Annotated in this window: 22 protein-coding genes; 14 read left to right on the top strand and 8 right to left on the bottom strand. The window is 64.5% G+C overall.

The window, feature by feature from the left end:
* Nucleotides 1-131 precede the first annotated feature (131 nt).
* The 3 genes from JQ632_RS29855 to cysD form a co-directional block, all read right to left on the bottom strand.
* The gene (locus JQ632_RS29855) at nucleotides 132-2,294 is read right to left on the bottom strand and encodes a malate synthase G (protein ID WP_212406228.1); all 2,163 of its coding nucleotides are present in this window, start codon (nucleotides 2,292-2,294) and stop codon (nucleotides 132-134) included.
* Between the two features lie 409 nt (nucleotides 2,295-2,703).
* On the bottom strand, nucleotides 2,704-4,620 hold the full coding sequence (cysC, locus tag JQ632_RS29850; RefSeq protein ID WP_212406227.1) for an adenylyl-sulfate kinase: 1,917 nt from the start codon (nucleotides 4,618-4,620) through the stop codon (nucleotides 2,704-2,706).
* Between the two features lie 20 nt (nucleotides 4,621-4,640).
* Nucleotides 4,641-5,435 carry a sulfate adenylyltransferase subunit CysD gene (cysD, locus tag JQ632_RS29845; RefSeq protein ID WP_212406226.1) on the bottom strand — a complete coding sequence of 265 codons (795 nt, stop codon included), beginning with the start codon at nucleotides 5,433-5,435 and terminating at the stop codon, nucleotides 4,641-4,643.
* Nucleotides 5,436-5,689: 254 nt separating this feature from the next.
* Here cysD and cysG point away from each other — a divergent pair, with 254 nt between their 5' ends.
* The 12 genes from cysG to JQ632_RS29785 all read left to right on the top strand — a co-directional run bounded on the left by cysG (nucleotide 5,690) and on the right by JQ632_RS29785 (nucleotide 16,917).
* The gene (gene cysG / locus JQ632_RS29840) at nucleotides 5,690-7,114 is read left to right on the top strand and encodes a siroheme synthase CysG (protein WP_212406225.1); all 1,425 of its coding nucleotides are present in this window, start codon (nucleotides 5,690-5,692) and stop codon (nucleotides 7,112-7,114) included.
* Nucleotides 7,111-7,428, top strand: a complete 318-nt coding sequence (locus tag JQ632_RS29835; protein WP_212406224.1) for a DUF2849 domain-containing protein — start codon at nucleotides 7,111-7,113, stop codon at nucleotides 7,426-7,428. Before cysG ends, JQ632_RS29835 begins: the two co-directional genes overlap by 4 nt.
* 11 nt (nucleotides 7,429-7,439) lie before the next feature.
* A complete protein-coding gene (locus tag JQ632_RS29830) occupies nucleotides 7,440-9,095 on the top strand; it encodes a nitrite/sulfite reductase (RefSeq protein ID WP_212406223.1) in 1,656 nt (551 codons plus the stop codon).
* Nucleotides 9,082-9,597 carry a DUF934 domain-containing protein gene (locus JQ632_RS29825; RefSeq protein ID WP_212406222.1) on the top strand — a complete coding sequence of 172 codons (516 nt, stop codon included), beginning with the start codon at nucleotides 9,082-9,084 and terminating at the stop codon, nucleotides 9,595-9,597. The genes JQ632_RS29830 and JQ632_RS29825 overlap by 14 nt, the downstream gene beginning before the upstream one ends.
* An 8-nt stretch (nucleotides 9,598-9,605) precedes the next feature.
* Nucleotides 9,606-10,325, top strand: coding sequence for a phosphoadenylyl-sulfate reductase (locus tag JQ632_RS29820; protein ID WP_249152627.1), 720 nt, complete (start codon nucleotides 9,606-9,608; stop codon nucleotides 10,323-10,325).
* Nucleotides 10,326-10,437: 112 nt separating this feature from the next.
* Nucleotides 10,438-11,439 (top strand): sulfate ABC transporter substrate-binding protein, encoded by a 1,002-nt coding sequence (locus JQ632_RS29815; protein ID WP_212406220.1) that lies wholly within the window; start codon nucleotides 10,438-10,440, stop codon nucleotides 11,437-11,439.
* Nucleotides 11,440-11,477: 38 nt separating this feature from the next.
* The gene (gene cysT, locus JQ632_RS29810) at nucleotides 11,478-12,314 is read left to right on the top strand and encodes a sulfate ABC transporter permease subunit CysT (RefSeq protein WP_212406219.1); all 837 of its coding nucleotides are present in this window, start codon (nucleotides 11,478-11,480) and stop codon (nucleotides 12,312-12,314) included.
* Nucleotides 12,315-12,325: 11 nt separating this feature from the next.
* Nucleotides 12,326-13,237, top strand: coding sequence for a sulfate ABC transporter permease subunit CysW (cysW, locus tag JQ632_RS29805; protein ID WP_212406218.1), 912 nt, complete (start codon nucleotides 12,326-12,328; stop codon nucleotides 13,235-13,237).
* Nucleotides 13,227-14,261 (top strand): sulfate/molybdate ABC transporter ATP-binding protein, encoded by a 1,035-nt coding sequence (locus JQ632_RS29800; RefSeq protein ID WP_212406217.1) that lies wholly within the window; start codon nucleotides 13,227-13,229, stop codon nucleotides 14,259-14,261. The genes cysW and JQ632_RS29800 overlap by 11 nt, the downstream gene beginning before the upstream one ends.
* 91 nt (nucleotides 14,262-14,352) lie before the next feature.
* Nucleotides 14,353-14,856, top strand: coding sequence for a CAP domain-containing protein (locus tag JQ632_RS29795; protein WP_212406216.1), 504 nt, complete (start codon nucleotides 14,353-14,355; stop codon nucleotides 14,854-14,856).
* A gap of 92 nt (nucleotides 14,857-14,948) precedes the next feature.
* A complete protein-coding gene (locus JQ632_RS29790; RefSeq protein WP_212406215.1) occupies nucleotides 14,949-16,130 on the top strand; it encodes a DUF3734 domain-containing protein in 1,182 nt (393 codons plus the stop codon).
* Between the two features lies 1 nt (nucleotide 16,131).
* The gene (locus tag JQ632_RS29785; RefSeq protein ID WP_212406214.1) at nucleotides 16,132-16,917 is read left to right on the top strand and encodes a 3-hydroxybutyrate dehydrogenase; all 786 of its coding nucleotides are present in this window, start codon (nucleotides 16,132-16,134) and stop codon (nucleotides 16,915-16,917) included.
* A gap of 45 nt (nucleotides 16,918-16,962) precedes the next feature.
* Here JQ632_RS29785 and JQ632_RS29780 read toward each other — a convergent pair whose 3' ends face one another.
* The 3 genes from JQ632_RS29780 to JQ632_RS29770 form a co-directional block, all read right to left on the bottom strand.
* Nucleotides 16,963-17,787 (bottom strand): sulfite exporter TauE/SafE family protein, encoded by an 825-nt coding sequence (locus JQ632_RS29780; RefSeq protein ID WP_212406213.1) that lies wholly within the window; start codon nucleotides 17,785-17,787, stop codon nucleotides 16,963-16,965.
* A 191-nt stretch (nucleotides 17,788-17,978) separates the two neighbouring features.
* Nucleotides 17,979-19,358, bottom strand: a complete 1,380-nt coding sequence (locus JQ632_RS29775; RefSeq protein WP_212406212.1) for a flippase — start codon at nucleotides 19,356-19,358, stop codon at nucleotides 17,979-17,981.
* Nucleotides 19,359-19,535: 177 nt separating this feature from the next.
* On the bottom strand, nucleotides 19,536-20,375 hold the full coding sequence (locus tag JQ632_RS29770; RefSeq protein WP_212406211.1) for a protein-disulfide reductase DsbD domain-containing protein: 840 nt from the start codon (nucleotides 20,373-20,375) through the stop codon (nucleotides 19,536-19,538).
* Between the two features lie 141 nt (nucleotides 20,376-20,516).
* Here JQ632_RS29770 and JQ632_RS29765 point away from each other — a divergent pair, with 141 nt between their 5' ends.
* Complete coding sequence (locus JQ632_RS29765) at nucleotides 20,517-21,161, top strand: YqgE/AlgH family protein (RefSeq protein WP_212406210.1); 645 nt, start codon at nucleotides 20,517-20,519, stop codon at nucleotides 21,159-21,161.
* Between the two features lie 217 nt (nucleotides 21,162-21,378).
* On the opposite strand, the gene JQ632_RS29760 is transcribed toward JQ632_RS29765, so the two are convergent.
* Together JQ632_RS29760 and JQ632_RS29755 are read right to left on the bottom strand one after the other, a co-directional pair.
* Nucleotides 21,379-22,266 (bottom strand): TauD/TfdA family dioxygenase, encoded by an 888-nt coding sequence (locus JQ632_RS29760; RefSeq protein WP_212406209.1) that lies wholly within the window; start codon nucleotides 22,264-22,266, stop codon nucleotides 21,379-21,381.
* 96 nt (nucleotides 22,267-22,362) lie between these two features.
* Complete coding sequence (locus JQ632_RS29755) at nucleotides 22,363-23,142, bottom strand: SDR family NAD(P)-dependent oxidoreductase (protein WP_212406208.1); 780 nt, start codon at nucleotides 23,140-23,142, stop codon at nucleotides 22,363-22,365.
* A 102-nt stretch (nucleotides 23,143-23,244) separates the two neighbouring features.
* Here JQ632_RS29755 and JQ632_RS29750 point away from each other — a divergent pair, with 102 nt between their 5' ends.
* Nucleotides 23,245-23,979: an SDR family NAD(P)-dependent oxidoreductase gene (locus JQ632_RS29750; protein WP_212406207.1), complete on the top strand. Its 735-nt coding sequence runs from the start codon at nucleotides 23,245-23,247 to the stop codon at nucleotides 23,977-23,979.
* Nucleotides 23,980-24,017 lie beyond the last annotated feature (38 nt).

Raw genomic sequence — 24,017 nt, 5'->3', positions numbered from 1 at the left:
GCGCTTCGCTAATCCTTCGCCGTCATCAGGCTGGATAGAGGACTTCCACCTCCAAGCTGTCGTTCATACTCGGCACACACAAAAAAGCCCCGGCGTGAGCCGGGGCTTTTCGTGTCGAATGCCTGCCGCGATCAGCCGGCCGCCTTCGCCTCGCGGCGGCGGGCGGTGAGGATGTACTCGGTGTAGCCGTTCGGCTGCGCACGCCCCTTGAAGACGAGGTCGCAGGCCGCCTTGAAGGCTGTGCCGTCGAAGGCCGGCGCCATCGGCTTATAGAGGGCATCGCCCGCGTTCTGCTTGTCGACGACGACGGCCATGCGCTTGAGCGACTCCATCACCTGCGCTTCCGTGATGACGCCCTGGTGCAGCCAGTTCGCCAGATGCTGGCTGGAGATGCGTAAGGTCGCGCGGTCTTCCATCAGGCCGACATCGTGGATGTCGGGCACCTTGGAACAGCCGACGCCCTGGTCGATCCACCGCACGACGTAACCCAAAATGCCCTGGCAGTTGTTGTCGATCTCCTGCTTGACGTCGTCGGGCGCCCAGTTCGACTTCGACACCGGAATGGTGAGGATGTCGGAGAGCTTTGCGCGCGGTCCGCCCTTGGTGAGCTCCTGCTGCCGCGCGATCACGTTGACCTGGTGGTAGTGCAGCGCGTGCAGCGTGGCGGCGGTCGGCGACGGCACCCAGGCGGTGGTGGCGCCGGCCTGCGGATGGGCGAGCTTCTGTTGCAGCATGTCCGCCATCTTGTCGGGGGCCGCCCACATGCCTTTGCCGATCTGGGCATGGCCGGGCAGGCCGTCGATCAGGCCCATGTCGACGTTCCAGTCCTCATAGGCCTTGATCCAGGCTTGCGCCTTCATCTCGTTTTTGCGGATCATCGGACCCGCTTCCATCGAGGTGTGGATCTCGTCGCCGGTGCGGTCGAGGAAGCCGGTGTTGATGAACATGATGCGCCTGGAGGCGCGCTGGATGCAGGCCTTGAGGTTGACGGTGGTGCGCCGTTCCTCGTCCATGATGCCGACCTTCAGCGTGTTCTCCGGCAGCGACAGCATCTTCTCGACGCGGTCGAAGATCTCGCAGGTGAACGACACTTCGTCCGGGCCGTGCATCTTCGGCTTGACGATATAGGCCGAGCCGGTGCGGCTGTTCTTGGTCTTGGAGTTGCCCTTAAGGTCGTGGATCGCGAGCAGGCCGGAGACGGCGGCGTCGAGCAGGCCTTCCGGAATCTCCTCGCCCTTGTCGTCGAGCACGGCATCGGTGAACATGTGATGGCCGACATTGCGCATCAAGAGCAGGCTGCGGCCGTGCAGCTTCAACTCGCCGCCATCAGGCGTCTTATAGACGCGGTCGGCATTGAGCGCGCGGGTCAGCGTCTTGCCGCCCTTCTCGAAATCGGCCGACAGGGTGCCGTTCATCAGGCCGAGCGTGTTGCGATAGACCAGCACCTTGTCCTCGGCGTCGACGGCGGCGACGCTGTCTTCCATGTCGAGGATGGTGGAGACGGCGGCTTCCATGTTGACGTCGGCAACGCCGGCCGGATCGTCCTTGCCGATCGTGTTGCTGCGGTCGATCTTCACTTCGACATGCAGGCCGTTGTTGACGAGCAGCACCGCGCTCGGCGCCGCGGCATCGCCCTGGTAGCCGGCGAACTGTGCGGCGTTCTTCAGCGCCGTGGCATTGCCGCTCTTCAGCTTCACCGCGAGCTGGCCCGCGACCACGCTGTAGGCGGTGACGTCGGTGTGGCTTCCGGTCGCGAGCGGCGCAGCCGCATCGAGGAAGGCTTTTGCCTTGGCGATCACCTTGTCGCCGCGCGCCTTGCTGTAACCCTTTGCCGTGTCGCTTGCATCATGCGGGATCGCGTCGGTGCCGTAGAAGGCGTCATAGAGCGAGCCCCAGCGCGCGTTCGCGGCGTTCAGCGCGTAACGGGCGTTGGTCAGCGGCACCACGAGCTGCGGGCCGCAGATCTTGCCGATTTCATCATCGACGTTGGCGGTCTCGACCTTCTGCGTCGCGGGCTCGGGGACGAGGTAGCCAATTTGCTTCAGGAACGCGGTATAGGCCTCGATGTCGAACGGCTTGCCCTTGCTGGCGCGATGCCAGTCATCGATCTTAGCCTGGAGCGTGTCGCGGAAGGCGAGCAATTCGCGGTTCTTCGGACCCAAATCGCGGATGATCGCGGCAAGCCCGGCCCAGAACGCGTCAGGGGCTACTCCCGTCTTCGGGGCGGCTTCCTTGGCGATGAAATCGAACAGAACAGGGGCGATCTTCAGTCCGTGGGCGTCGACGCGTTTCATGATGGGCTTTCTTGTTGGAAATTGGCTGTTTTTGGCTGCCTTTGACCCGACGGCGGCATAATGCGCCCATAAAGGGCGGCTTTCGGAGGCCCTATTAGCCCCAAAAGCCGGGGTCTGAGAAGACCCCTAAGGGCTTGTCAAAATGTCAAGATGATGTGGGGGAGGCCGCTCGTTTTACAGGCTCAGGCCCGGCTTCCCGCCACGCGCACAACTGCGCTCCCTCCCCCCTTGCGGGGGTAGGGGGGAGGGGTAGCCCCGGAAAAACGTGTGTCGGAATTGACGGCAAAACCAGCTCGCGCCGGCGGAGAGAGTCCCCGAGTGGACCCCTCTCCCTAGCCCTCCCCCGCAAGGGGGGAGGGAACGCACTGTTTTCGTGGTGGCGGTGTGCACACCAGCGGAAGTGCGCGCCTCAAATATTCGCGGCGAGATCGGCCAGTTCGTCGAACAGCACGCCGGTGATCTTCAGCATCTGCTCGATCTCGTCGGCCGCCTCAGCGATCGAACGCGTCGACGTGTCAATGGTCAGTTCGGCGGCTTCCGGCTTCTGGTAGTCGTTGCCGATGCCGGTAAAGGAGGCGAGCGTGCCGGCGCGTGCTTTGGCGTAGTGACCCTTGGGGTCGCGGCTCTCGCAGACTTCCGCGGGCGTCGCGACGAAAATTTCGCGGAAGGCCGTGTCGGCGATGCGGCGCGCGGTGGCGCGATCCTCGCGCGCGGGCGAGACGGCCGCGACGATCGCGATGTGGCCGTTGCGCGCCAGGTGCGTGGCGACTTCGGCGAGCCGGCGTATGTTCTCGCTGCGGTCTTGCGCGGAGAAGCCGAGATCGCCGTTGAGCCCGGCGCGCAGCGTGTCGCCGTCGAGCAGGATCGGCGAGCCGCCATTCGTGAACAGCCGCCGCTCCAGTGCCTTCGCCAGCGTCGATTTGCCGGAGGCCGGCAGGCCGGTGAGCCAGACCACCGCGCCGTTGTGACGGTAGCGTGCGGAGCGCTCGTCCGGACGCAGTGCGGATTCGACCGGCACGATGTCGACGGGAACGGCGCGCTGACCGGCGTCGACCGACAGCACGAGACCGCCGCCGGCGATGCGCCCGGACACCTCGATCACGAGACGGCCGGTGCGCGGATTCTCCGTATAGGGATCGGTCGCGATCGGATTGGAGAGCGAGATATCGATCTCGCCGACATGGTTGCGCCCGATCGCCTTGTTCTCGCTGCTTTCGAGTTCGCCGGGATCGACCGCCTTCTCGATTGCAACGACGGTGGCGCGGCTTTCCTTCGGCCCGCAACGCACCAGGAGCTGGTCGCCCTTGTTGAGCGGCTTGTCGTGCAGCCAGAAAATGCGCGCGCGCAGGCGCCGCGTTTCGCGCGGGCTCGTTCCCGCATGCGCGATGATGTCGCCGCGCTCGATGAACAGCTCGCGGTCGAGCGTGATGCCGACCGAGCGGCCCGCACCCTGACGGCCCGCGACCGGGGTCGCCGGCCAGCTTTCGACCGACTTGATCTTGGCGATCTTGCCGGCCGGCATGATCACGATCTCCTCGCCGGCAGCTAAGCTGCCGGATTCGATGCGGCCCGCCACGATGCGGCGGTCGTCGAACTTGTAGATCGCCTGCACGGGCAGGCGCAGGGCGAGAGCTTCCAGCGGCCGCGCCGGCTCGAGCCGGTCCAGCGCCTCGACCACGGTCGGGCCCTTGTACCAGCCGATGCGATCGGTGCGGACGGCGACGCCGTCGCCGTCGCGCGCCGAGATCGGAATCACCGCCGTCGGCGTGACGCCGAGGCCCTTGAGATGCGCCGAAATCTCGTCGCTGATCTCCTTGAATCGATCGGCGCTGAAATCGACGCGGTCCATCTTGTTGACGACGATGGCGACCTGTTTCACGCCGAGCAGGTGCAGGAGATAGCCGTGCCGGCGGGTCTGGTCGCGCACGCCTTCGAGCGCGTCGATGATCAGCACCGCGCCGTCGGCCTGCGAGGCGCCGGTGATCATGTTGCGCAAAAATTCGGCGTGGCCGGGCGCGTCGATCAGCACGATGTCGCGCGAATTGGTGCGGAAGCGGATTTGCGTGGTGTCGATGGTGATGCCCTGGTCGCGCTCGGTCTGCAGCGCGTCGAGCAGGAACGACCATTCGAACGGCATGCCGCGCCGCGCGCTGACGGCCTTGAGCATTTCGAGCTTGCCTTCGGGCAGGCTGCCGGTCTCATGCAGCAGGCGGCCGACCAGGGTCGACTTGCCGTGGTCGACATGGCCGACGATGACGATGCGGACTTGCGGCCGGGTGGTGCCGTTCGGGGTGGCCGGCGAAGCGGAGGTGACGATCATGTTCATACGACGCTCGCGTCCTCAAATCAGAGATAGCCAGCGACGCGAAGCCGCTCGAAGGCATCTTCGGTCTCGTGGTCAAGCGCGCGGCCCGCGCGCTCCGGCACCTTGGTCTGCTCCAACTCGACCAGGATCTCGTCGATGCTGGACGCTGTCGAAGCGACCGGATTGGTGATGTCCTGATCACCCAGCGAGCGATAGCGCTTGCCGTCCTTGGCGAGATACAGCGGAATGATCGGGATGTTCTCGCGTTTGGTGTAGGCCCAGATGTCGGCCTCGGTCCAATGCAGGATCGGATGGATGCGTAAGTGAGCGCCTTGCGGCGGCGAGGCGTTGAAGTGATCCCAGAATTCCGGCGGCTGGTCGCGCACGTCCCAATTGCCCTCCAGGCCGCGCGGCGAGAACACGCGCTCCTTGGCGCGGGTCGCCTCTTCGTCGCGACGGATGCCGGCGATCAGGCCGTCAAAGCCGTATTTGGCGAGCGCCATTTTCAGGCCCTCGGTCTTGCGCGCGGCCGAGCGGGCGGCCGGCGGCAGCGTGGGATCGACGGCGTCGATCGGCGGGCAGGGCTCGACGCGCAGATCGAGCTCCCACTCTTTGCCGTAGTGATCGCGGAAGCGATACATCTCCGGAAATTTCTTGCCGGTGTCGACATGCAGCGCCGGGAACGGCATGCGCCCGAAGAACGCCTTGCGTGCCAGCCAGATCATCACGTTGGAGTCTTTGCCGAGCGACCACAAGAGCGCGATCTTCTTCAGCCGGGCGAACGCCTCGCGGAAGATGTAGATGCTCTGCGCTTCGAGCTGATCGAGATGGTCCATGCTCGGTGGTGATGCCGCCAAATGAGCAGAAAATTCTCGTGCGTTAACCTGCTCTGCGAGCGCAGGTCTGCGCAATCCGTCAGCGGCGGAATCGTCCTTGAGAAGATGCATCTCTGGCCCTTTGCCCTGGGAGGCGAAAATTCTATAGCTGCGCTGCAAAAGAGAAGAAAAAATTTTCTCTTTGCGCGCTCGAAACGAGACATATATAGAAAATAATTCCAGTCAACCCCGTTTGTGGGGGAAGCGAGTATCGCATGCGGTTCTTGCCGGTGTTCCTCGATCTCAAGGCCGGTCCGGTGGTTCTCATCGGCTCGGGCGAGCTTTTGCGCGCCAAGTTGCGCGTGCTCGCCGCCGCCGGTGCACGCCTGCGCGTGCATGCGATCGACGGCAATCGCGATCTCACCGGCCTAGCCGATGACGTTGCGGCGCGCGTTGTCTTCGCCGACAGCGATCCTTTGACGGCCGATCTCGCCGGCATCATCGCCATCGTCTGCGCGGGCGCCGGCGACATCGGCGTTGCAATGTCGGCGCGCGCAAAATCGCTCGGCCTGCCCGTCAATGTGATGGACGACCTCGAACATTCCAGCTTCATCTTCCCGGCGATCGTCGATCGCGGCGAGGTCGTGGTCGCCGTCGGCACCGGCGGCTCCTCGCCCGTCGTGGCGCGTCGCGTGCGCGAGAAGATCGAGGCGCTGCTGCCGGCGCGGATCGGCGAGCTTGCCGAATTCATCGGCGGTTTCCGCAAATCCATTCATGCGCGTCTTCCTGAATTCCCGCTGCGCCGCAGGTTCTGGGAACGCGTGATCGACGGCCCGATCGGCGCGCTGGTGCTCGCCGGACGCAAGGCCGAGGCCGAAGCCGCGCTCGACAGGATTTCCGACCCGTCCGCCTTTGCCCGCGCCGGCAAGCCGGAAGGCTCCGTCGCGCTGGTCGGCGCCGGCCCCGGCGATCCCGATCTCCTGACCATCAAGGCGTTGCGCGCGCTCCAGGACGCCGACCTCGTCCTCTATGACGAACTGGTCTCGCCGGAAATTCTGGACCGCATCCGCCGCGATACGGCGCGTATTGCCGTCGGCCGCCGTGTCGGCAAGCCCGGCATCGGCCAGGATGCCATCAACGAACTCATGATCGAGGCCGCGCAAGCCGGCCAGCGCGTCGTGCGGCTGAAGGGCGGCGATCCCCTCGTCTTCGGCCGCGGCGGCGAAGAGGTCGAAGCACTGCGTGCGGCCGGCATTTCCTATTCGATCGTACCGGGCATCACCGCAGCCATCGGCGGTGCGGCGGATTTCGAAGTGCCGCTGACTTTCCGCCAGGAAGCGCTGCGCATCACCTTCCTGACCGCGCACAAGGCGCAGGACGCCGAGACCGTCGACTGGTCGACCCTGACGGACACCAAGGCAACCGTGGTCGTCTACATGGGCATGACCGCCGCGCCGTCGGTGCGCGCGGGCCTGTTGGCTGCTGGCCGCTCTGCGGAAACGCCGGTTGGCGTTTTCGCGCGGGTCACGCGGCCCGATGCGCAAGCGGCGATCGGCACGCTCGGCGAGCTGCCCGAGCTCGTCGCGCGGATCGAAGGTGGTCCCGCCATTCTCATCATCGGCGACGTGATCCGGCATGCCGGCACCACGCGCCAAAACCCCACACAAATCATCTCGGATCTATTGGAAGCAGCCGCATGACCTCTCCGCTTGAACAGAAGAAAATCAGAATTGCCGGCCCCTCAGTCGTGACCGCCAACCGCACCTGGGATGGCGCGGTGATCTATCGCACCGCCGCCAGGAACTGGTCGGCGGACCTGACGGATGCCGCGATCGTGCGCAACTCGGACGATGCCAAGGCCCTGCTTGCCGAATCCGTCGCCGACGATCTCGGCGCCGTCGGTGCCTATATCGCGCCGGTCCAGGTCGACGATGACGGCACGATCGCACCCGGCAATCTGCGCGAACAGATCCGCCGCACCGGCGTGACCATCGGGCTGCCGGTTCAGGTTTAAGGCAATCTCCCATGTATGCTTACGACGAAATCGACCGCACGCTGGTCAACGAGCGCGTCTCGGAATTTCGTGACCAGGTGAAGCGCCGCCTTTCCGGCGAGCTCACCGAGGACGAGTTCAAGATCTTGCGCCTGCAGAACGGCGTCTATTTGCAACTGCACGCCTACATGTTCCGCGTCGCGATCCCCTACGGCACCCTGTCGTCGGATCAATTGCGCCGGCTCGCGCACATCGCGCGGCGCTACGACCGCGGCTACGGCCACTTCACCACGCGGCAGAACATCCAGTTCAACTGGATCAAGCTCGCCGAATTGCCGGACGCGCTGGCCGATCTCGCCGAAGTCGGCATCCATGCGATGCAGACCTCAGGCAACAACATGCGCAACGTCACCTCGGACCAGTGGGCCGGCGTGGCGCCGGGCGAGATCGAGGACCCCCGCATCTGGTCTGAGCTCTTGCGCCAGCATACCACGCTGCATCCGGAATTCTCGTTCCTGCCGCGGAAGTTCAAGATCGCGATCACCGCGTCCGATCACGACCGCGCCGCGATCAAGATCCACGACATCGGCCTGCGCCTCGTCAAGAACGAGAAGGGCGAGACCGGGTTCGAGGTGCTGGTCGGTGGCGGCCTTGGCCGCACGCCGTTCATCGCCAAGACCATCAAGCACTTCGTGCATGGCCGCGACATCCTGAGCTATGTCGAGGCGATCCTGCGCGTCTACAACCAGTATGGCCGCCGCGACAACATCTACAAGGCGCGCATCAAGATCCTGGTGCACGAGCTCGGCATCGAGAAGTTTTCGCGCGAGGTCGAGGAGGAGTGGCAGCACATCCGCAACTCCTCGCTCCAGATCGACGACGCGGTGATCGAGGACATTCGCTCGCGCTTCAGCTATCCGGCCTATGAAAAGCTGCCGCACATGCCGGACGAGCTGCGCCAGGCCGCGGCCGATCCCGCATTCGAGGCGTGGCGGAAAAATTCGGTCGCCCCGCACAAGGTCCAGGGCTATTCGATCGTCACCATCTCGCTGAAACCCGTGGGCGGCCCCCCGGGCGACGCCACAGCCGAGCAGATGGATGCGCTCGCCGATCTCGCCGACAAATACTCCTTTGGCGAGATCCGCGTCGGTCACGAGCAGAATTTGGCGCTGCCCCACGTCGCCAAGCGCGACCTGCCGGCACTATGGCGGGCGCTCGACAAACTCGGGCTCGCGACGCCGAACGTCAACCTGATCTCTGACATCATCGCCTGCCCAGGCCTGGACTACTGCTCGCTGGCGAATGCGCGCTCGATTCCGATCGCGCAGGAGCTGACGCGGCGCTTTGCCAATCACGAGCTCGCCAATCTGATCGGCCGTCTCCACATCAACATCTCCGGCTGCATCAATGCCTGCGGCCATCACCACGTCGGCCATATCGGCATTCTCGGCGTCGAGAAAAACGGCGAGGAGGTCTATCAGATCACCATCGGCGGCCGTGCCGACGAGAACGCCGCGCTCGGCAATCTGATCGGACCCGGCGTGAAATTCGAGGAAGTCGCCGACGTCATCGAGGATGTCGTGGAAGCCTATCTGGCGCTGCGCGAGCGGCCGGAAGAGCTTTTCATCGATACCGTGAAGCGCCTCGGCGTTGAACCATTCAAGGAGCGGGTCTATGCCACTCGTTAAGGGCGGAAAGATCGCCGACGACACTTTTACCAGGCTGGCCGACGATGCGCCGCTTCCTGCAAGCGGCGACATCCTGCTTTCGGCCGACCGCTTCGTGAAGGACACGGACGCTCTGCTCGCGCGCGCGGGCAAGGTCGGTGTGATCTGGCCGAACAGCCGCGACATCGACGAGCTGGTGCCTCATCTTGTCAGGCTCGCCGCGGTCGCGCTGGTGTTCCCGACCTTCCGCGACGGACGCGCCTACAGCCAGGCGCGGCTGCTGCGTGAGCGTTACGCCTATCGCGGCGAGCTGCGAGCGACCGGCCAGGTGCTGCGCGACCAGTTCGTGTTCATGCTGCGCGCGGGCTTCGACAGTTTCGAGGTCAAGAAGCAGGCCGACGCGGAAGCCTTTGCGCAGACCGTGAAGCGCTATTCGGTGTTCTACCAGCCGACCGGCGACGGCCGCGTCACCGCGCTGCACCGGCGTATGCAACTGCGCCATTCGGAAGGTGTCGGCACGTGAATGCGATGATGTCACAGTTTGCTACGTCCTCGCCGAGTGCTTTGCCGCTCGCGGCGGAGCTCGATCGCCAGCTTCGCGGCGCGTCGCCGGCAGCGGTCATCGCCGCCGCGCTGAAGACGGTGGGGCGCGAGCAGCTTGCGCTCGTCTCATCCTTCGGCACGGAGTCGGCGGCGCTGCTCAAGGTGATGGCCGACGTCGATCCGGCAATTCCGGTGATCTTTCTCGATACCGGATGGCTGTTCGAGGAGACGCTCGCCTATCGCGATACGCTGATCGCGACGCTGGGCTTGCGCGACGTGCGCTCGATCAAGCCGTTGGAAGAGACGTTGTCGCGCGAGGATCCCGATCGCGATCTGTGGTTCTCCGATCCCGACGCCTGCTGCCGCATCCGCAAGGTGGAACCGCTGGCGCGGGCGCTCAAGCCGTTCTCCGCCTGGATCAACGGCCGCAAGCGCTTTCAGGGCGGTGCGCGTGCCGAGATTCCAGTCGTCGAGGAAGACGGCGCGCGGTTGAAGTTCAACCCGTTCGCCGACGTTTCGCGCGAGGAGATCAACGCGATCTACGCACGCGCCAAATTGCCGCAGCATCCACTTGTCGCGTCAGGTTTCCTGTCTGTTGGCTGCATGCCCTGCTCCAGCCGAACGACCGAAGGTGAGGATGAGCGGGCCGGTCGCTGGCGCGGTCAGGCCAAGACAGAATGCGGCATTCACACGATGAAGATTTCGTAGCACAACAAGGCTGCGACGCTACGAACAAGAAAATCCGGTTCCGTTGACTTGGAGCCGTTTCGTGCCGAGTTATGTCCGCATGCCCTCATCGACACTGACGTCGTTGAGGTGAATGGAGAGAAATATGATCCGCCGTCTTGCGCTGATCGTTGCGGGCCTTCTCTGGGCAAATTCGGTTCTCGCTGCTGACGTCAATCTGCTGAACGTATCGTACGATCCGACGCGCGAGCTCTATGTTGAGTTCAACAAGGCGTTTGCGAACGCCTATCAGCGGGAGACCGGCAAGAGCGTCGAGATCAAGCAATCGCATGGCGGCAGCGGATCGCAGGCCCGTAGCGTCATCGATGGTCTGCAGGCCGACGTGGTGACGCTCGCACTCGCCTACGATATCGACGCGATCGCGGCCAAGGGATTGACTGCTGCCGATTGGCAGAAGCGCCTGCCGCAAAATGCCTCGCCCTATACCTCGACCATCGTATTCCTGGTGCGCAAGGGCAATCCCAAGGGCATCAAGGACTGGGACGATCTGGTCGAGCCGGGCGTCGCCGTCATCACTCCGAACCCGAAGACGTCGGGTGGCGCGCGCTGGAACTATCTTGCCGCCTGGGGCTTTGCGCAAAAGAAGTTCGGCTCCGCCGACAAGGCCAAGCAATTCGTCGCAAACCTCTATCAAAACGTCCCGGTGCTCGACACCGGCGCGCGCGGCGCGACCGTCACCTTTGTCGAGCGCGGCGTCGGCGACGTGCTGCTCGCCTGGGAAAACGAGGCGTTCCTGGCGCAGCGTGAGTTCGGCAAGGACAAGTTCGAGATCGTGGCGCCGCCGCTGTCGATCCTCGCGGAGCCGCCGGTGACGATCGTCGACAAGGTTGCCGATAAAAAGGGCACGCGCAGCGTCGCCGATGCCTACCTTCAGTATTGGTATACCAAGGAAGGTCAGGAAATTGCCGCACGCAATTTCTATCGTCCGCGTGATGGCGAGATCGCGAAGAAGTTCGAAAACTCCTTCGCCAAGGTCGAGCTGTTCACGATCGACGACGTTTTCGGCGGGTGGACCAAGGCGCAGAAGGAACATTTTGCCGACGGCGGCGTCTTTGATCAGATCTACAAGAACTGATCCGCGCTGTTGTTGGAGGGCCGAAAGCAGGGGGCCGGGTGAGCGGAAGCGCAGCACGACGCCGGACATTGCCAGGCTTCGGTCTCACGATGGGACTGACGCTCTCCTGGCTGTCCATCATCATCCTGATTCCGCTGGCCGGTCTCTTCCTGCGCTCGCTCGAGCTCAGCCCGGAGCAGTTCTGGAACATCCTCTCCAGCCGCCGGACGCTGAACGCGCTGCGGGTCTCCTTCGGGCTCGCCTTCGCGGCGGCCTCTGTCAATCTCGTGATGGGCAGCATCATCGTCTGGGCGCTGGTGCGCTATCGCTTCCCCGGCCGGCGGATATTCGATGCAATCGTCGACGTGCCCTTCGCGCTGCCCACCGCCGTTGCGGGCGTCGCGCTGACGTCGTTGTTTGCCGAGAAGGGCTGGCTGGGGGCACCACTTGCCGCACTTGGCATCAAGGTCGCCTTCACGCCGATCGGCATTTTCGTGGCCATGATCTTCATCGGCATTCCCTTCGTGGTGCGCACGGTGCAGCCGGTGTTGCAGGACCTCGATCCTGAAATCGAGGAGGCAGCCGGCAGTCTTGGCGCGAGCCGCTTGCAGACCATCAGGCGCGTGATCCTGCCGTCGCTCGCGCCGGCCTTGCTCACGGGGCTGGCGCTCGCCTTCGCCCGCGCGGTCGGGGAATACGGCTCGGTGATCTTCATCGCCGGCAATCTGCCGAACGTATCCGAGATCGCGCCGCTCCTGATCGTGATCCGGCTCTCCGAATTCCGCTACGCCGATGCGACCGCGATTGCGGTCGTGATGCTGGTCGTATCCTTCGTCACCATCTTCGCCGTCAACCGGTTGCAGCGCTGGGCGCAGAACCGGGTTCCGGCGCGCTGAGGACCCAAGAGATGACGATGCAACTGACCGATGCCGTCGCGCTAGCCTCGCCCGAGGCCAAGGCGCGCGCGCATGCGGAGGCTGCGCGGAAGAACCTTCGCACCGAACCTCCGGCGGTCCGCATCGCCATCATCTCGGCCGCGATCCTATTCCTCACCGTCTTCGTCGTGCTCCCGCTGGTGGTGGTGTTCGCCCAGGCCTTCTCCAAGGGCATTTTGGCCTATCTCGCGGCGTTGTCGGAGCCGGAAGCGCTGGCCGCGATCCGGCTGACGCTCCTGGTGGCGGCAATCTCGGTCGGCCTCAACCTCGTCTTCGGCCTCGTCGCAGCCTGGGCGATCGCAAAGTTCGAGTTCAGGGGCAAGACGTTCCTGATCACGCTGATCGACCTGCCGTTCTCGGTCAGCCCCGTGATCTCGGGCCTGGTCTTCGTGCTGCTGTTCGGTGCGCAGGGTTATTTCGGCTCGTGGCTGCGCGAGCACGACATCCAGATCCTGTTCGCGGTGCCCGGGATTGCGCTCGCGACCACCTTCGTGACCTTCCCCTTCGTGGCGCGCGCGCTGATCCCGCTGATGCAGGAGCAGGGTACGCAGGAGGAGGAGGCCGCGATCTCGCTCGGCGCTTCCGGCTTGCAGACCTTCTTCCGTGTCACGCTGCCCAACATCAAATGGGGCGTGCTCTACGGCGTCCTGCTTTGCAATGCGCGCGCGATGGGCGAGTTCGGCGCGGTGTCCGTCGTCTCCGGCCATATCCGCGGCGAGACCAACACCATGCCGCTCCTGGTCGAGATCCTCTACAACGAATACCAGTTCGTCGCTGCCTTTGCGATCGCCTCGCTGCTGGCGCTGCTGGCGCTGATCACGCTGATTGCCAAAACCGTTCTCGAACGTCATCTGGACGAAGGACACGAGCCCCGTGACCATTGAAGTCAAGAATCTCGTCAAGAAGTTCGGTACCTTTGCAGCGCTCGACGGCGTCGACCTCAAGGTCGACAATGGCGAGCTCGTGGCGCTGCTCGGTCCCTCCGGCTCGGGCAAGACTACGCTGCTCCGCATCATCGCCGGCCTCGACTGGCCCGACTCCGGCGAAGTCTCCTTCAACGGCGCGGACGCGTTGGCGCAGGGCGCACGCGAGCGGCATGTCGGCTTCGTGTTCCAGCACTACGCGCTGTTCCGCCACATGACGGTGTTCGAGAACGTCGCCTTCGGCCTGCGCGTGCAGCCGCGCGCCGTTCGCAAGGACGAGGCCGCGATCCGCGCGCGGGTGAAGGAGCTGCTCGATCTCGTGCAGCTCGACTGGCTCGCCGACCGCTATCCGGGCCAGCTCTCCGGCGGGCAGCGCCAGCGCATTGCGCTGGCACGCGCTCTGGCGATCGAGCCGCGCATCCTCTTGCTCGACGAACCCTTCGGCGCGCTCGACGCAAAGGTGCGAAAAGAGCTGCGCAAATGGCTGCGCTCGCTGCACCATGAGATCAACGTCACCTCGATCTTCGTCACTCACGATCAGGAGGAGGCGCTGGAAGTCGCCAACCGCGTCGTGGTGATGGACAAGGGCAGGATCGAGCAGATCGGCTCGCCCAACGACGTCTACGACAATCCCGCCACCGCCTTCGTGCACGGCTTCATCGGCGAATCCATCGTGCTGCCGGTGGATGTCGCCGACGGCGCTGTCAGGCTCGGTGACCGGCCGCTTGCGCTTGCTGTCGACGGGCTCTCGCCTGGTGCGTCAAAACTGTTCGTACGGCGACACGACATGCTGGTCGGCCCGCCCGGCAGCGGTGCCTTCGAGGGCGCCGTGCAGCATGTGCGGACTTTTGGCCCCGTGCAGCGCGCCGAGGTCGCGCTGTTCGGCGGCGAGACCATCGAGATCGATGCCCCCCGCGACAGGGAACTGCGCACCGGCGATCGCGTCGGGCTGGAGCCGCGCCGCTACCGCATCTTTGCGGGCTAGGCGGTTCTGCCGACGGCTGACTTTTTCCGCAAAATTCACCTTTCAGCCACGGTTGGTATGCAACAACGGCCCGTCTCCTGGGGGCTGATTCATGCGCGCCGCGGCCGCAATTCTCATCGCTTTGCTTCTCGCCGGCTGCGCGGGCACCGAAACGCCGGTCCAGCAACCGTCCATGTACACGGACATGGCCGCCCCCGGTGCGCGGCTCGATGCGCAAGCCGCCGCCGTGATGATCTCGCAATACCGCCAGAACAACGGGCTCGGCACCGTCATCGTCGACCCCGATCTGATGAAACTGGCGGAATCCCAGTCACAGGCGATGGCCGCCGCCAACAAGATGGACCACGACGTCCGTGCGCCGCTCGCCAAGCGCCTCAATACCGGCGGTTACCCGGCCACCGTCGCGGTCGAGAACGTCTCGGCCGGCTATCACACGCTGGCGGAAGCGTTTTCCGGCTGGCGCGACTCGCCCCCTCACCGGGCCAATATGCTCAAGAGCGGTGTCACAAAATTGGGCATCGCGGCGGGCTATGCTCCGGGCACCAAGTACAAGGTGTTCTGGACGATGATTCTGGCGTCAACGGACCCCCGATAAGCCAGTCTTGATCTCCGGATGCATTGACGCCGTCATGGACTGACGTCACGGTGGCGCGCCATTTTCTGTTGATCCCTCATAATTGATCCCCAATGACCGATCACCCCAGGCCGGCATCGAGCAGAATTCCCGCCAACGCACAGCGCGTCCTGGTGCTCCAGGGCGGCGGCGCGCTCGGCTCGTATCAGGCCGGCGCCTTTCAGTCGCTGTGCCATTTCGGCTTCGATCCCGACTGGGTCGCCGGCATCTCGATCGGCGCGATCAACGCGGCCATCATCGCCGGCAATGAGGGGCACACCCGCGTCGATCGGCTGAAGGAATTCTGGGAGATGGTCTCGGCCCCGGTGCCGTGGAAGCCGCTCAACAACGACGGCCATCAGCGCGAGCTGTTCAACTCGACGAGCGCCGCCTTGATTGCGACCTTCGGGGTGCCCGGCTTCTTCACCCCGCGCATTCCGCCCGCGCCGCTGTGGCCGCCGGGAAGTTCGCAGTCGCAGAGCTATTACGACACCGCGCCCCTGAAGAAGACGCTGGAGCGCCTGGTCGATTTCGACCGCATCAACGACCTGAAGACGCGGCTCTCGGTCGGCGCCGTCGGCGTCGCCTCCGGGAACTTCAAATATTTCGATAACTATGAGTTCAAGAAGCTCGGCAAGAAGATCGGTCCCGAGCACATCATGGCCTCGGGCGCGCTGCCGCCGGGCTTTCCCTCCGTCGAGATCGACGGCGAGCATTATTGGGACGGCGGCATCGCCTCCAACACGCCGCTCGACTATGTGCTCGATGCGGAGACCGATCGCGACCTCCTGATCTTCCAGGTCGACCTGTTTTCCGCACGCGGCGAGTTGCCGAACTCGCTGCTTGATGCCGCCGAGCGCGAGAAGGATATCCGCTATTCCAGCCGCACGCGGATGAACACCGACAAGAACAAGCAGTTGCACAACGCGCGCATGGCGCTGCGCGAGCTGATCGGCAAGCTGCCGGACTATCTGAGGAACGATCCGTCGGTCGAAATCCTCTGCAAGGCGGCCCGCGAAAGCACCGTCACCGTGGTTCATTTGATCTATCGCAGTAAAAACTACGAATCCTCGTCCAAGGATTACGACTTCTCGCATGTTGCCATGGTCGAGCACTGGGAATCCGGGGTGCGCGATGTCCATCTTTCGATGCGCCACAAGGACTGGCTCGAGCGGCCGCAATCCGGCGAGACCATGGTGACTTACGATCTCACGGGGGATGTCTCCGTGCCCCCGGCCTCAACCAGGAGCAAGTGAAATGGGTAGTCTGTCAGGCAAGAACGCCGTTGTGACCGGTTCGACCAGCGGTATCGGGCTCGCTTATGCACGCGCCTTCGCCGCCGCCGGCGCCAACGTCGTCATCAACGGTTTCGGCGCGCCCGCCGACATCGAAAAGGAACGCGCGGCGATCGAATCCGAGTTCAAGGTGAAGGCGATTTATTCGCCCGCCGACATGAGCAAGCCGGCGGAGATCGCCGGGATGATCGCGCAAGGCGAGAAGACCTATGGCTCGGTCGATATCCTCGTCAACAATGCCGGCATCCAGTTCGTCTCGCCGATCGAGGAATTCCCGATCGAGAAGTGGGACCAGATCATCGCGATCAACCTGTCCTCGGCGTTCCATGCCATCCGCGCCGCGGTGCCCGGCATGAAGAAAAAGGGCTGGGGCCGCATCATCAACACGGCCTCGGCGCATTCGCTGGTCGCCTCGCCCTTCAAGTCGGCCTATGTGTCGGCCAAGCACGGCATTGCCGGCCTAACCAAGACCGTGGCGCTGGAGGTCGCGACCCACAAGATCACCTGCAACTGCATCAGCCCCGGCTATGTCTGGACGCCGCTGGTGGAGAAGCAGATCCCCGACACCATGAAGGCGCGCAACCTCACCCGCGAGCAGGTCATCAACGACGTGCTGCTCGACGCGCAGCCGACCAAGGAATTCGTCACCTCGGAGCAGGTTGCAGCCCTCGCGCTGTTCCTGTGCGGCGACGCCGCCGCCCAGATCACGGGCGCCAACCTCTCGATCGACGGCGGCTGGACGGCGTAGGCCGGAAAACTCTGTCGGGGATGGCGGACGTCCGCCGTTCCCGCCTCAATGCGTCCAGGCCAGCGCCGTCACGATGGCTGACGACAGGTTGAGCTCTGCAAAGGCAATCTTGCCGGCGACCACGAAGAGGACGCTGGCAAGCGTCAGCCGCAGCACCGTCTCCGGCACGCGCGTTGCGCTGAAGCTGCCGATGACGATGCCGGGCAGCGAGCCCATCAGCAGCACGCCCATCAGCGACCAGTCAACGTCGCCGAGCGCCCAGTGTCCGGTCCCGGCCACCAGCGTCAGCGGCACGGCATGCGCGATGTCGGAGCCGACGATGGTCGCCATCGGCAGGCGAGGGTAGAGCAGGAGCAGCACGGTCACGCCGACTGCACCGGCGCCGACCGACGAAATCGAGACCAGCACGCCAAGCACCGCTCCGGTGATTACGGTGGCAATCGCCGTGGTGCGATCGTCGACGCCTTCCAGGCGCCGGCGGTAGCGCTCCATGATGGAGTTGCGAAAGATCAGCGACGTCGCAGTGAGGATCAGTGCAAAGCACAGCACCAGATTGACCAGGCTGCGCTCGGTATCGCTCTTGAGGTCGAGCTTCCAGAGCACGAGCAGCGTCAGCGCGCTCGCCGGGAGGCTGCCGCAGGCGAGCCGCAGCACGGCCGGCCAATGCACGCTGCGCGACCAGCCATGGACGACGCTGCCGCCTGCCTTGGTGGCGGCGGCGTACAGCAGGTCGGTCCCGACGGCCGTCGACGGGTGCACGCCGAACAACAGGATCAGCAGCGGCGTCATCAGCGACCCGCCGCCGACACCGGTCATTCCGACGAGCAGGCCGACGCCGAAGCCCGATGCGACGTAAAGCGGATCAATCATGTCTGGGAGGAATTTAGGTCCATCTCGTGGGTCAGGCAATACGACGTAGAATAAACTTGCTCCCGACCGCAACCGACTGGATCCAAAAAAGAAAAATAGTGCTTCCGCGTCAGATTCGGTAGCCGAATTGACCTTCTGGATGCAATTTGGCGAAACGGGCGTTTTGCAGGGCGCTGATGGCCCGGACCAGCCTACCGCCCGAACGCCAGCACGTGCAGGCCGAGCCGCTGCCGTACGATCCAGAACAGCAGCACGGTCTCGAAGGTGAGCGAGATGGAGGTTGCGGCGGCGGCGCCGTGACCGCCGAAGCGCGGCACCAGCGCGATGCACAGGATGACGTTCATGACGAACGCCAGCGCGTAGGCCAGCGCGCAGACCTTCTGGTGGCCGAGCATGTTGAGGAGGCGCTCGACCGGGCCGATCGCGGCCCGCACCACGAGGCCGATCGCGGCCACGAACATGATGTCGTAGCCAATGACGAATTGCGGCCCGAACAGCCAGAGCAGCGGCTTGCCGACGGCGAGCAGCGCGATCGTCGCGGCCAGCGACGGCCAGAATGTCCAGTTGATGGCGTGCGCCACGTAGGCCGACAGCCGTGCCTTGTCGCCGAGCGCGTTGTATTCGGAGAAGCGGTGCGCCGTCGTCGCCGACATCGCGTAGTGAATGAACGAGACCAGAGCCAGCGTCTTGACGACAGCGAAGTAGACGCCGACCTCGTCCGACGGGCGGAACTGCTGCAGCACCAGCACGTCGGTGTAGGACAGCAGCAGGTAGAAGCTCTCGACCAGCAGGATCGGCAGCGAGACGGCCAGCCAGCCACGGATGTCGTAAGCCTTGGGGCCGGCCTCGACATGGCCTGACAGCTTGTGGTTCAGCACCACCATTTGTCCGGCCATCGCGATCCACACCGCGCCTGCGCTTGCGACCATTGCGGCGGTGGCGCCGAGATGGAAGCCGAGCACGAAGGCGGCAGCCGTGATGCCGATGATCAGCGCCTGGCGGATGATGAACTGCGGCATCAGGCCGAGCTGCATCCAGTCATGCGAGCGCGCGATGCCGTCCTGGGTGTTGGCGACGACAAAAGCCGGCAGCGTCATGCAACCGATATAGAGCGGCAGTTGCGCTGCGGGATCGATCCACGGCGACAGCAGCTTGACGATGCCGGCCAATACAAGCGAGACCAGCGCGGATACGATGAAGGTCAGCCAGCGGCTGCCCGAGAGAAAGCCGCGCAAGAGCGCATGCTCGCCGCTGGTGCGGTACTCCGGAATGATCTTTTGCGCGGAGGCCGAGATGCCAAAATCCATCATGCTGCCGAGCAGCAGCACCCAAGTCCAGACATAGACGTAGACGCCATAGTCCGAGGTGCCCATCCAGCGCGCGAGCAGGATCTGGGAGAGATAGGCCATCCCCGCGCTGATCACGCGGATGATGAAGATGGTGCCGGCGAGCCGCCGGGTCAGCGAGGCCTCGCTCGTGCCGCCGCCACCACCACCAGCCAGTTTCGCGCGCAGTCGCGCGATCAGGCCGACAGGCTCCGTCGTTGCGCCTTGTGCGTCCATCACGGCCACGTCGAAGCTACCCCTTAACGTCCCGCACGATGCGGCAGGGTCTGGCCTAGCAACCATTCGTTAAGAAACGGTGCCTCGTCATTCCGGGGCGATGCGTAAGCATCGAACCCGGAATCCAGAGGTTATGGCGCGAGATTCCGGGTTCGCGCTAACGCGCGCCCCGGAATACGCGGAGCGTCAATCCAGATTGATATTGAACTCGTACGACTTCTCGGGCCCGACCAGCGTGAACTTCAACGCCGCGCCATCCGGCTTGGCGCCGGGCGGCAGTCCGTCGAGGTCGAAGGTGAAGCGCTTGACGCCTGCCGCGCTGCGCTCGAGCGGTGTCGGGATCGGCAGCGCCCAGTCGGGCGTCGGGCCCTCCACGAACAGATTGACGTCGCGCGCATCTGGCGTGACCACGTCAACCACGACCTTGGCGGCGCCCTCGCGCTTGACGTCGCGGATCGTCAGCGGATTGGGGTCGCCGATATTGGCGGGCTTGGGCACGGTATCGAGCGCAGCGAACAGCGCTGCGTCTTCGGTCGAGGCCACACTGCTGAAACCGAGTTCGGCCTTGGCCTCGACGGGGATGCAGAGTTTCTCGCACACCGCATAGTTGATCTCGGCGCGCAGGGTCACCGGCTTGTCGGCGGTCTTGGCGACGATGCGCAAGGGCAGGACGATCTGGTCGTGGTAGCCGATCGAATGACCGCCGGCGCCGTCGTCGAATTTCAGCGGCGCCGGCCAGAGCACGGTCACCGCCTCGACATTGTCGGACTTCGAGAAGTCGAACCGCGGCGGAACGCCGGAATCGCCCGGCATGCGCCAATAGGTCTTCCAGCCGCGCTGGAGCTGGAACGCGATCCCGCCGAGCAGGACCGCGCCGCTCCGCGATCCCGCCAGCAGGCGGACGGCGGAATGGCTGTCGCGCTGCCAGGGCGAGGAATCGTCGGCACGGGCGATGGTCGATTGCGCCGACACGAGCAGGGTTGCGGCGACGGCGATCGCGGCGCGCTGGGGAACTATGCTGAACATGGCACGTCTTTACAGGGTCGCCCCGGCGCAAACCATTGAATTGCTTGTGAAGGATGCCTCGGAAATCCGTGCGGGCAAGCCTTGATTTGACAGCCGCCCAGCCCGACATCAGGATAGGAATTCAAACCGGAGTGCTTCACCATGGCTCCTGAAGGTAAAAGGACTGGCGACAGCACCGCAACGGCCGGCCCAGCGGTCCCTAATTCGGCCGGCTATCTCGACGGCAGGCTGCTGATCGCAATGCCCGTCATGGGCGATTCCCGTTTCGAACGCTCGGTGATCTACCTCTGCGCCCATTCCGCCGAGGGCGCGATGGGGATCATCGTCAATCATCCGGCCGGCAGCATCGATTTTCCCGAACTGCTGATGCAACTCGGCATCATCAAGAAGGGCGCGCAGATCAAGCTGCCGGAAAACGCCGAAAGCATGAAGGTGCTGCGCGGCGGCCCGGTCGATACCGGCCGCGGCTTCGTGCTGCATTCCAGCGACTTCTTCATCGAAAATGCGACGCTTCGGATCGACGACGGCGTCTGTCTCACGGCGACCGTGGACATCCTGAAAGCCATCGCCAACGGCTCCGGCCCGAAGCACGCCATCCTCGCGCTCGGCTACGCCGGCTGGGCGCCGGGGCAGCTCGAGACCGAGATCCAGAGCAATGGCTGGTTGCATTGCGACGCGGACGCCGATCTGATTTTCGGCGACGATGTCGAGGAGAAGTACGCCCGCGCGCTGCGCAAGATCGGCATCGATCCCGGCATGTTGTCGAACGAGGCAGGGCACGCGTAGCTCAGCATCGTCGTCCCGGCCTAGTGCGCAATTGCGCACGGGGGCCGGGACCCACCGCGAGGTCTATCGAGTGCGCGCGGTGCGAGTACCAAGGTAAACTTCCAGTCTTCGCCAAACCACTTCCTGTGGTTATGGGTCCCGGATCTGCGCTCCGCTCCGGACAACGCTGCGCGTTGTCTGGAGCTTCGCTTGTCCGGGACGACGGCGGAATACGCAGCTACTCCGCTGCCTGCTGCTGCACTGTCGGCTCGGTGCCGGCGACCGTGGCGCGGCGCATGTCGCGGGGTTGCGACTGGTCGTAGCGGCGGACGCGATGCATGGTCTGGCGGTTGTCCCACATCACGAGGTCATGCAGCTTCCATTTATGGACGTAGACGAAGTCTGCCTGCGTCGCGTGTTCGTTCAGATCGCGTAGCAACAGCCGCCCCTCGGGCACGTTCATGCCGATCACCTTGCCGGCGTGCGAGGACAGATACAGCGATTTGCGGCGATGCACGGGATGGGTGCGCACCAGCCGTTGCAGCACCGGCTTGAACATCAGCTTCTCTTCGTCGGTATATTCGGTGAAGCCGAGCGAGCCGCGCGAATACATCAGCGAGTGCTCGCAGATCAGGTCCTCGATCTCGGCCTTGGTCTCGTCATCGAGCGCATCATGGGCCGCGCGCATGTCGGCGAATTCTGTGTTGCCGCCTTTCGGATTGACCAAGCGCGCCGACAGCAGCGAAAATTTTGCCGGGATCGGCCGGAACGAGCTGTCGGAATGCCAGAGGCAATTGCCGAGATTGAACAGATTGGCGCGGCTGTCCCTGGCGAGCGGCTTGCCGTCCTTGCCAAGGTTGGAGACGTCGTTTAGCCCCGAGGTGAGCCGGTGGTCCTTCTCCTTGGTGATGTTGCCGCCGCGCGCGTCTTCCCGCTGGCCGAAGTTGAGCGCAAAAGCCATCTGCTGCTCGTCGGTGATGTCCTGATCGTGGAACACCAGCACCGCATATTTGTCCATGGCTGCCTCGACCTCGCGCGCCTGCTCGTTGGTCAGCGGCTGACGCAGATCGAGGCCGGAGACCTCGCCGACAAAATGCTTATGAAGCTGCCGGATGGCGATCGTCATGGCGTTTTCTCCCGCGGGCGCGAGCGGTTTCCCCGCTCTGTCACGGAAAAAGCTACTCTCGCGCCCTGCGATGTCAACGCTCCGGCGGCATACCTCTTACGCGTTGCGCGCCATCAGGCCGCCATCGACCGGGATCACCGCGCCGGTCAGGAAGGAGGCCGCCGGCAGGCACAGGCTGAGCGTCATGTGCGCGACCTCCTCGGGATCGCCGTAGCGGCCGAGCGCGGTGCGGCGCTTGGCATAGATCGTCTTGTGCTCCTCCGGGATGCGATCGGTGATGGCGGTGCGGATCGGGCCCGGACAGATGCAGTTCACCGTAATACCTTCGCGGCCGAGTTCGACCGCCAGCGAGCGCGTCAGGCTGGCGACGCCGCCCTTGGCGGCCGAATAGGCGCTGTGCGTTGCGGTGGCGCCGAGCGCTTCGGTGGAGGCGATGTTGACGATGCGCGGGCTCTTCGACTTGCGCAGGTAAGGCAGCGCCGCCCGGATGATGCGCGGATGCGCCGTCAGCATCACGGCGATGCCCTTTGCCCAGGCGTCCTCATAGCCTGGATCATCGATCGGCACGCGCACGGAGATGCCGGCATTGTTGACGACAGCGTCGAGCCCGCCGAATTGCGCGGCGACCGCATCGACCACGCGCGTGATTTCGCGCGCGTCGGAGACGTCGAGCTTCCAGGCTTTTGCCGAACCGCCGCTATCCGCGATCTCTTTCGCGACGGCTTCCGCACCGGCGGCGTCGTAATCGGTGACCGCGACATTGGCGCCCTCTGCGGCGAAGACGCGCGCGGTGGCGCGTCCCATGCCGCTGGCCGCGCCGGTGACGAGAACGGTCAGTCCCTTCACGGACCGGCTGAGCTCCCTGAACTCGGACATGCTGTTTCCCCGGGCTTCGTCGTTTCTTGTTATGCGATTGACAAGGCTGGCACCGATCCGCACACAGGTCAAACAAACCAATAAGAAGCGGAGGATCACGCGATGAACGAGCTCGATTTCAGCGGCAAGCAGGTGCTGGTCGTCGGCGGTTCCAGCGGCATCGGCAACGGCATCGCGCAAGCCTTTCGCGCCAAGGGAGCGCAGGTGGCGGTTTGCGGCACGCGCGCCAATGCAAAGGATTATTCGCCGGAGGACGGCTCCGACCTTACAGGCCTCGCTTACGCGCAGCTCGATGTCAGCAATGCCAGCGCGATCGAAACGTTCAAGCCGTCCTTCGACCGATTGGATGTGCTGGTGCTCGCGCAGGGTGCCGTGATCTATCGCCGCGGTGAATTCGAGATGGCGGGATTTCGCAAGGTCGTCGAGGTCAATCTGATGAGCCTGATGGCGTGCGCCACGCGCTTTCATTCCATGTTGCGGGATTCCAGCGGCTCGTTGATTATCGTCTCGTCGACCGCAGCCTATCACTCCACCATGGGCAACCCGGCTTACAACGCGTCGAAGACCGGCGCGGTCGGTCTGACGCGGACGCTCGGCGAGGCCTGGGCGGAGGACAACATTCGCGTCAACGGTATCGCGCCGGGTCTCGTCGATACCAAGATGACGAAGGTGACGACCGCAAATCCCAAGCGGCTCGAAGGCGCGCTGTCGCGCATTCCGCTGCGGCGATTGGGCACGCCCGCCGACATGGCGGGCGCGGCCTTGTTCCTGGCGTCGCCCTTGTCGTCCTACATCATCGGCCAGACCCTCGTGGTCGATGGCGGGCTTATCTTGTAGCCCCGGATGGAGCGAAGCGTAATCCGGGGCCGAGGCGT

Source organism: Bradyrhizobium liaoningense, from assembly GCF_018130955.1.
Classification (GTDB): Bacteria; Pseudomonadota; Alphaproteobacteria; order Rhizobiales; family Xanthobacteraceae; genus Bradyrhizobium; species Bradyrhizobium liaoningense_C.
Note: the sequence above shows the minus strand (reverse complement) of the source record. Positions and strands in the feature narration are given on the sequence as shown.

What these genes read in the sequence shown, in the direction of transcription:
- JQ632_RS29855 (WP_212406228.1), bottom strand. Translation starts at nt 2,294, where the DNA reads ATGAAACGCGTCGACGCCCACGGACTGAAGATCGCCCCTGTTCTGTTC.
- cysC (WP_212406227.1), bottom strand. Translation starts at nt 4,620, where the DNA reads ATGAACATGATCGTCACCTCCGCTTCGCCGGCCACCCCGAACGGCACC.
- cysD (WP_212406226.1), bottom strand. Translation starts at nt 5,435, where the DNA reads ATGGACCATCTCGATCAGCTCGAAGCGCAGAGCATCTACATCTTCCGC.
- cysG (WP_212406225.1), top strand. Translation starts at nt 5,690, where the DNA reads ATGCGGTTCTTGCCGGTGTTCCTCGATCTCAAGGCCGGTCCGGTGGTT.
- JQ632_RS29835 (WP_212406224.1), top strand. Translation starts at nt 7,111, where the DNA reads ATGACCTCTCCGCTTGAACAGAAGAAAATCAGAATTGCCGGCCCCTCA.
- JQ632_RS29830 (WP_212406223.1), top strand. Translation starts at nt 7,440, where the DNA reads ATGTATGCTTACGACGAAATCGACCGCACGCTGGTCAACGAGCGCGTC.
- JQ632_RS29825 (WP_212406222.1), top strand. Translation starts at nt 9,082, where the DNA reads ATGCCACTCGTTAAGGGCGGAAAGATCGCCGACGACACTTTTACCAGG.
- JQ632_RS29820 (WP_249152627.1), top strand. Translation starts at nt 9,606, where the DNA reads ATGTCACAGTTTGCTACGTCCTCGCCGAGTGCTTTGCCGCTCGCGGCG.
- JQ632_RS29815 (WP_212406220.1), top strand. Translation starts at nt 10,438, where the DNA reads ATGGAGAGAAATATGATCCGCCGTCTTGCGCTGATCGTTGCGGGCCTT.
- cysW (WP_212406218.1), top strand. Translation starts at nt 12,326, where the DNA reads ATGACGATGCAACTGACCGATGCCGTCGCGCTAGCCTCGCCCGAGGCC.
- JQ632_RS29795 (WP_212406216.1), top strand. Translation starts at nt 14,353, where the DNA reads ATGCGCGCCGCGGCCGCAATTCTCATCGCTTTGCTTCTCGCCGGCTGC.
- JQ632_RS29790 (WP_212406215.1), top strand. Translation starts at nt 14,949, where the DNA reads ATGACCGATCACCCCAGGCCGGCATCGAGCAGAATTCCCGCCAACGCA.
- JQ632_RS29785 (WP_212406214.1), top strand. Translation starts at nt 16,132, where the DNA reads ATGGGTAGTCTGTCAGGCAAGAACGCCGTTGTGACCGGTTCGACCAGC.
- JQ632_RS29780 (WP_212406213.1), bottom strand. Translation starts at nt 17,787, where the DNA reads ATGATTGATCCGCTTTACGTCGCATCGGGCTTCGGCGTCGGCCTGCTC.
- JQ632_RS29770 (WP_212406211.1), bottom strand. Translation starts at nt 20,375, where the DNA reads ATGTTCAGCATAGTTCCCCAGCGCGCCGCGATCGCCGTCGCCGCAACC.
- JQ632_RS29765 (WP_212406210.1), top strand. Translation starts at nt 20,517, where the DNA reads ATGGCTCCTGAAGGTAAAAGGACTGGCGACAGCACCGCAACGGCCGGC.
- JQ632_RS29760 (WP_212406209.1), bottom strand. Translation starts at nt 22,266, where the DNA reads ATGACGATCGCCATCCGGCAGCTTCATAAGCATTTTGTCGGCGAGGTC.
- JQ632_RS29755 (WP_212406208.1), bottom strand. Translation starts at nt 23,142, where the DNA reads ATGTCCGAGTTCAGGGAGCTCAGCCGGTCCGTGAAGGGACTGACCGTT.
- JQ632_RS29750 (WP_212406207.1), top strand. Translation starts at nt 23,245, where the DNA reads ATGAACGAGCTCGATTTCAGCGGCAAGCAGGTGCTGGTCGTCGGCGGT.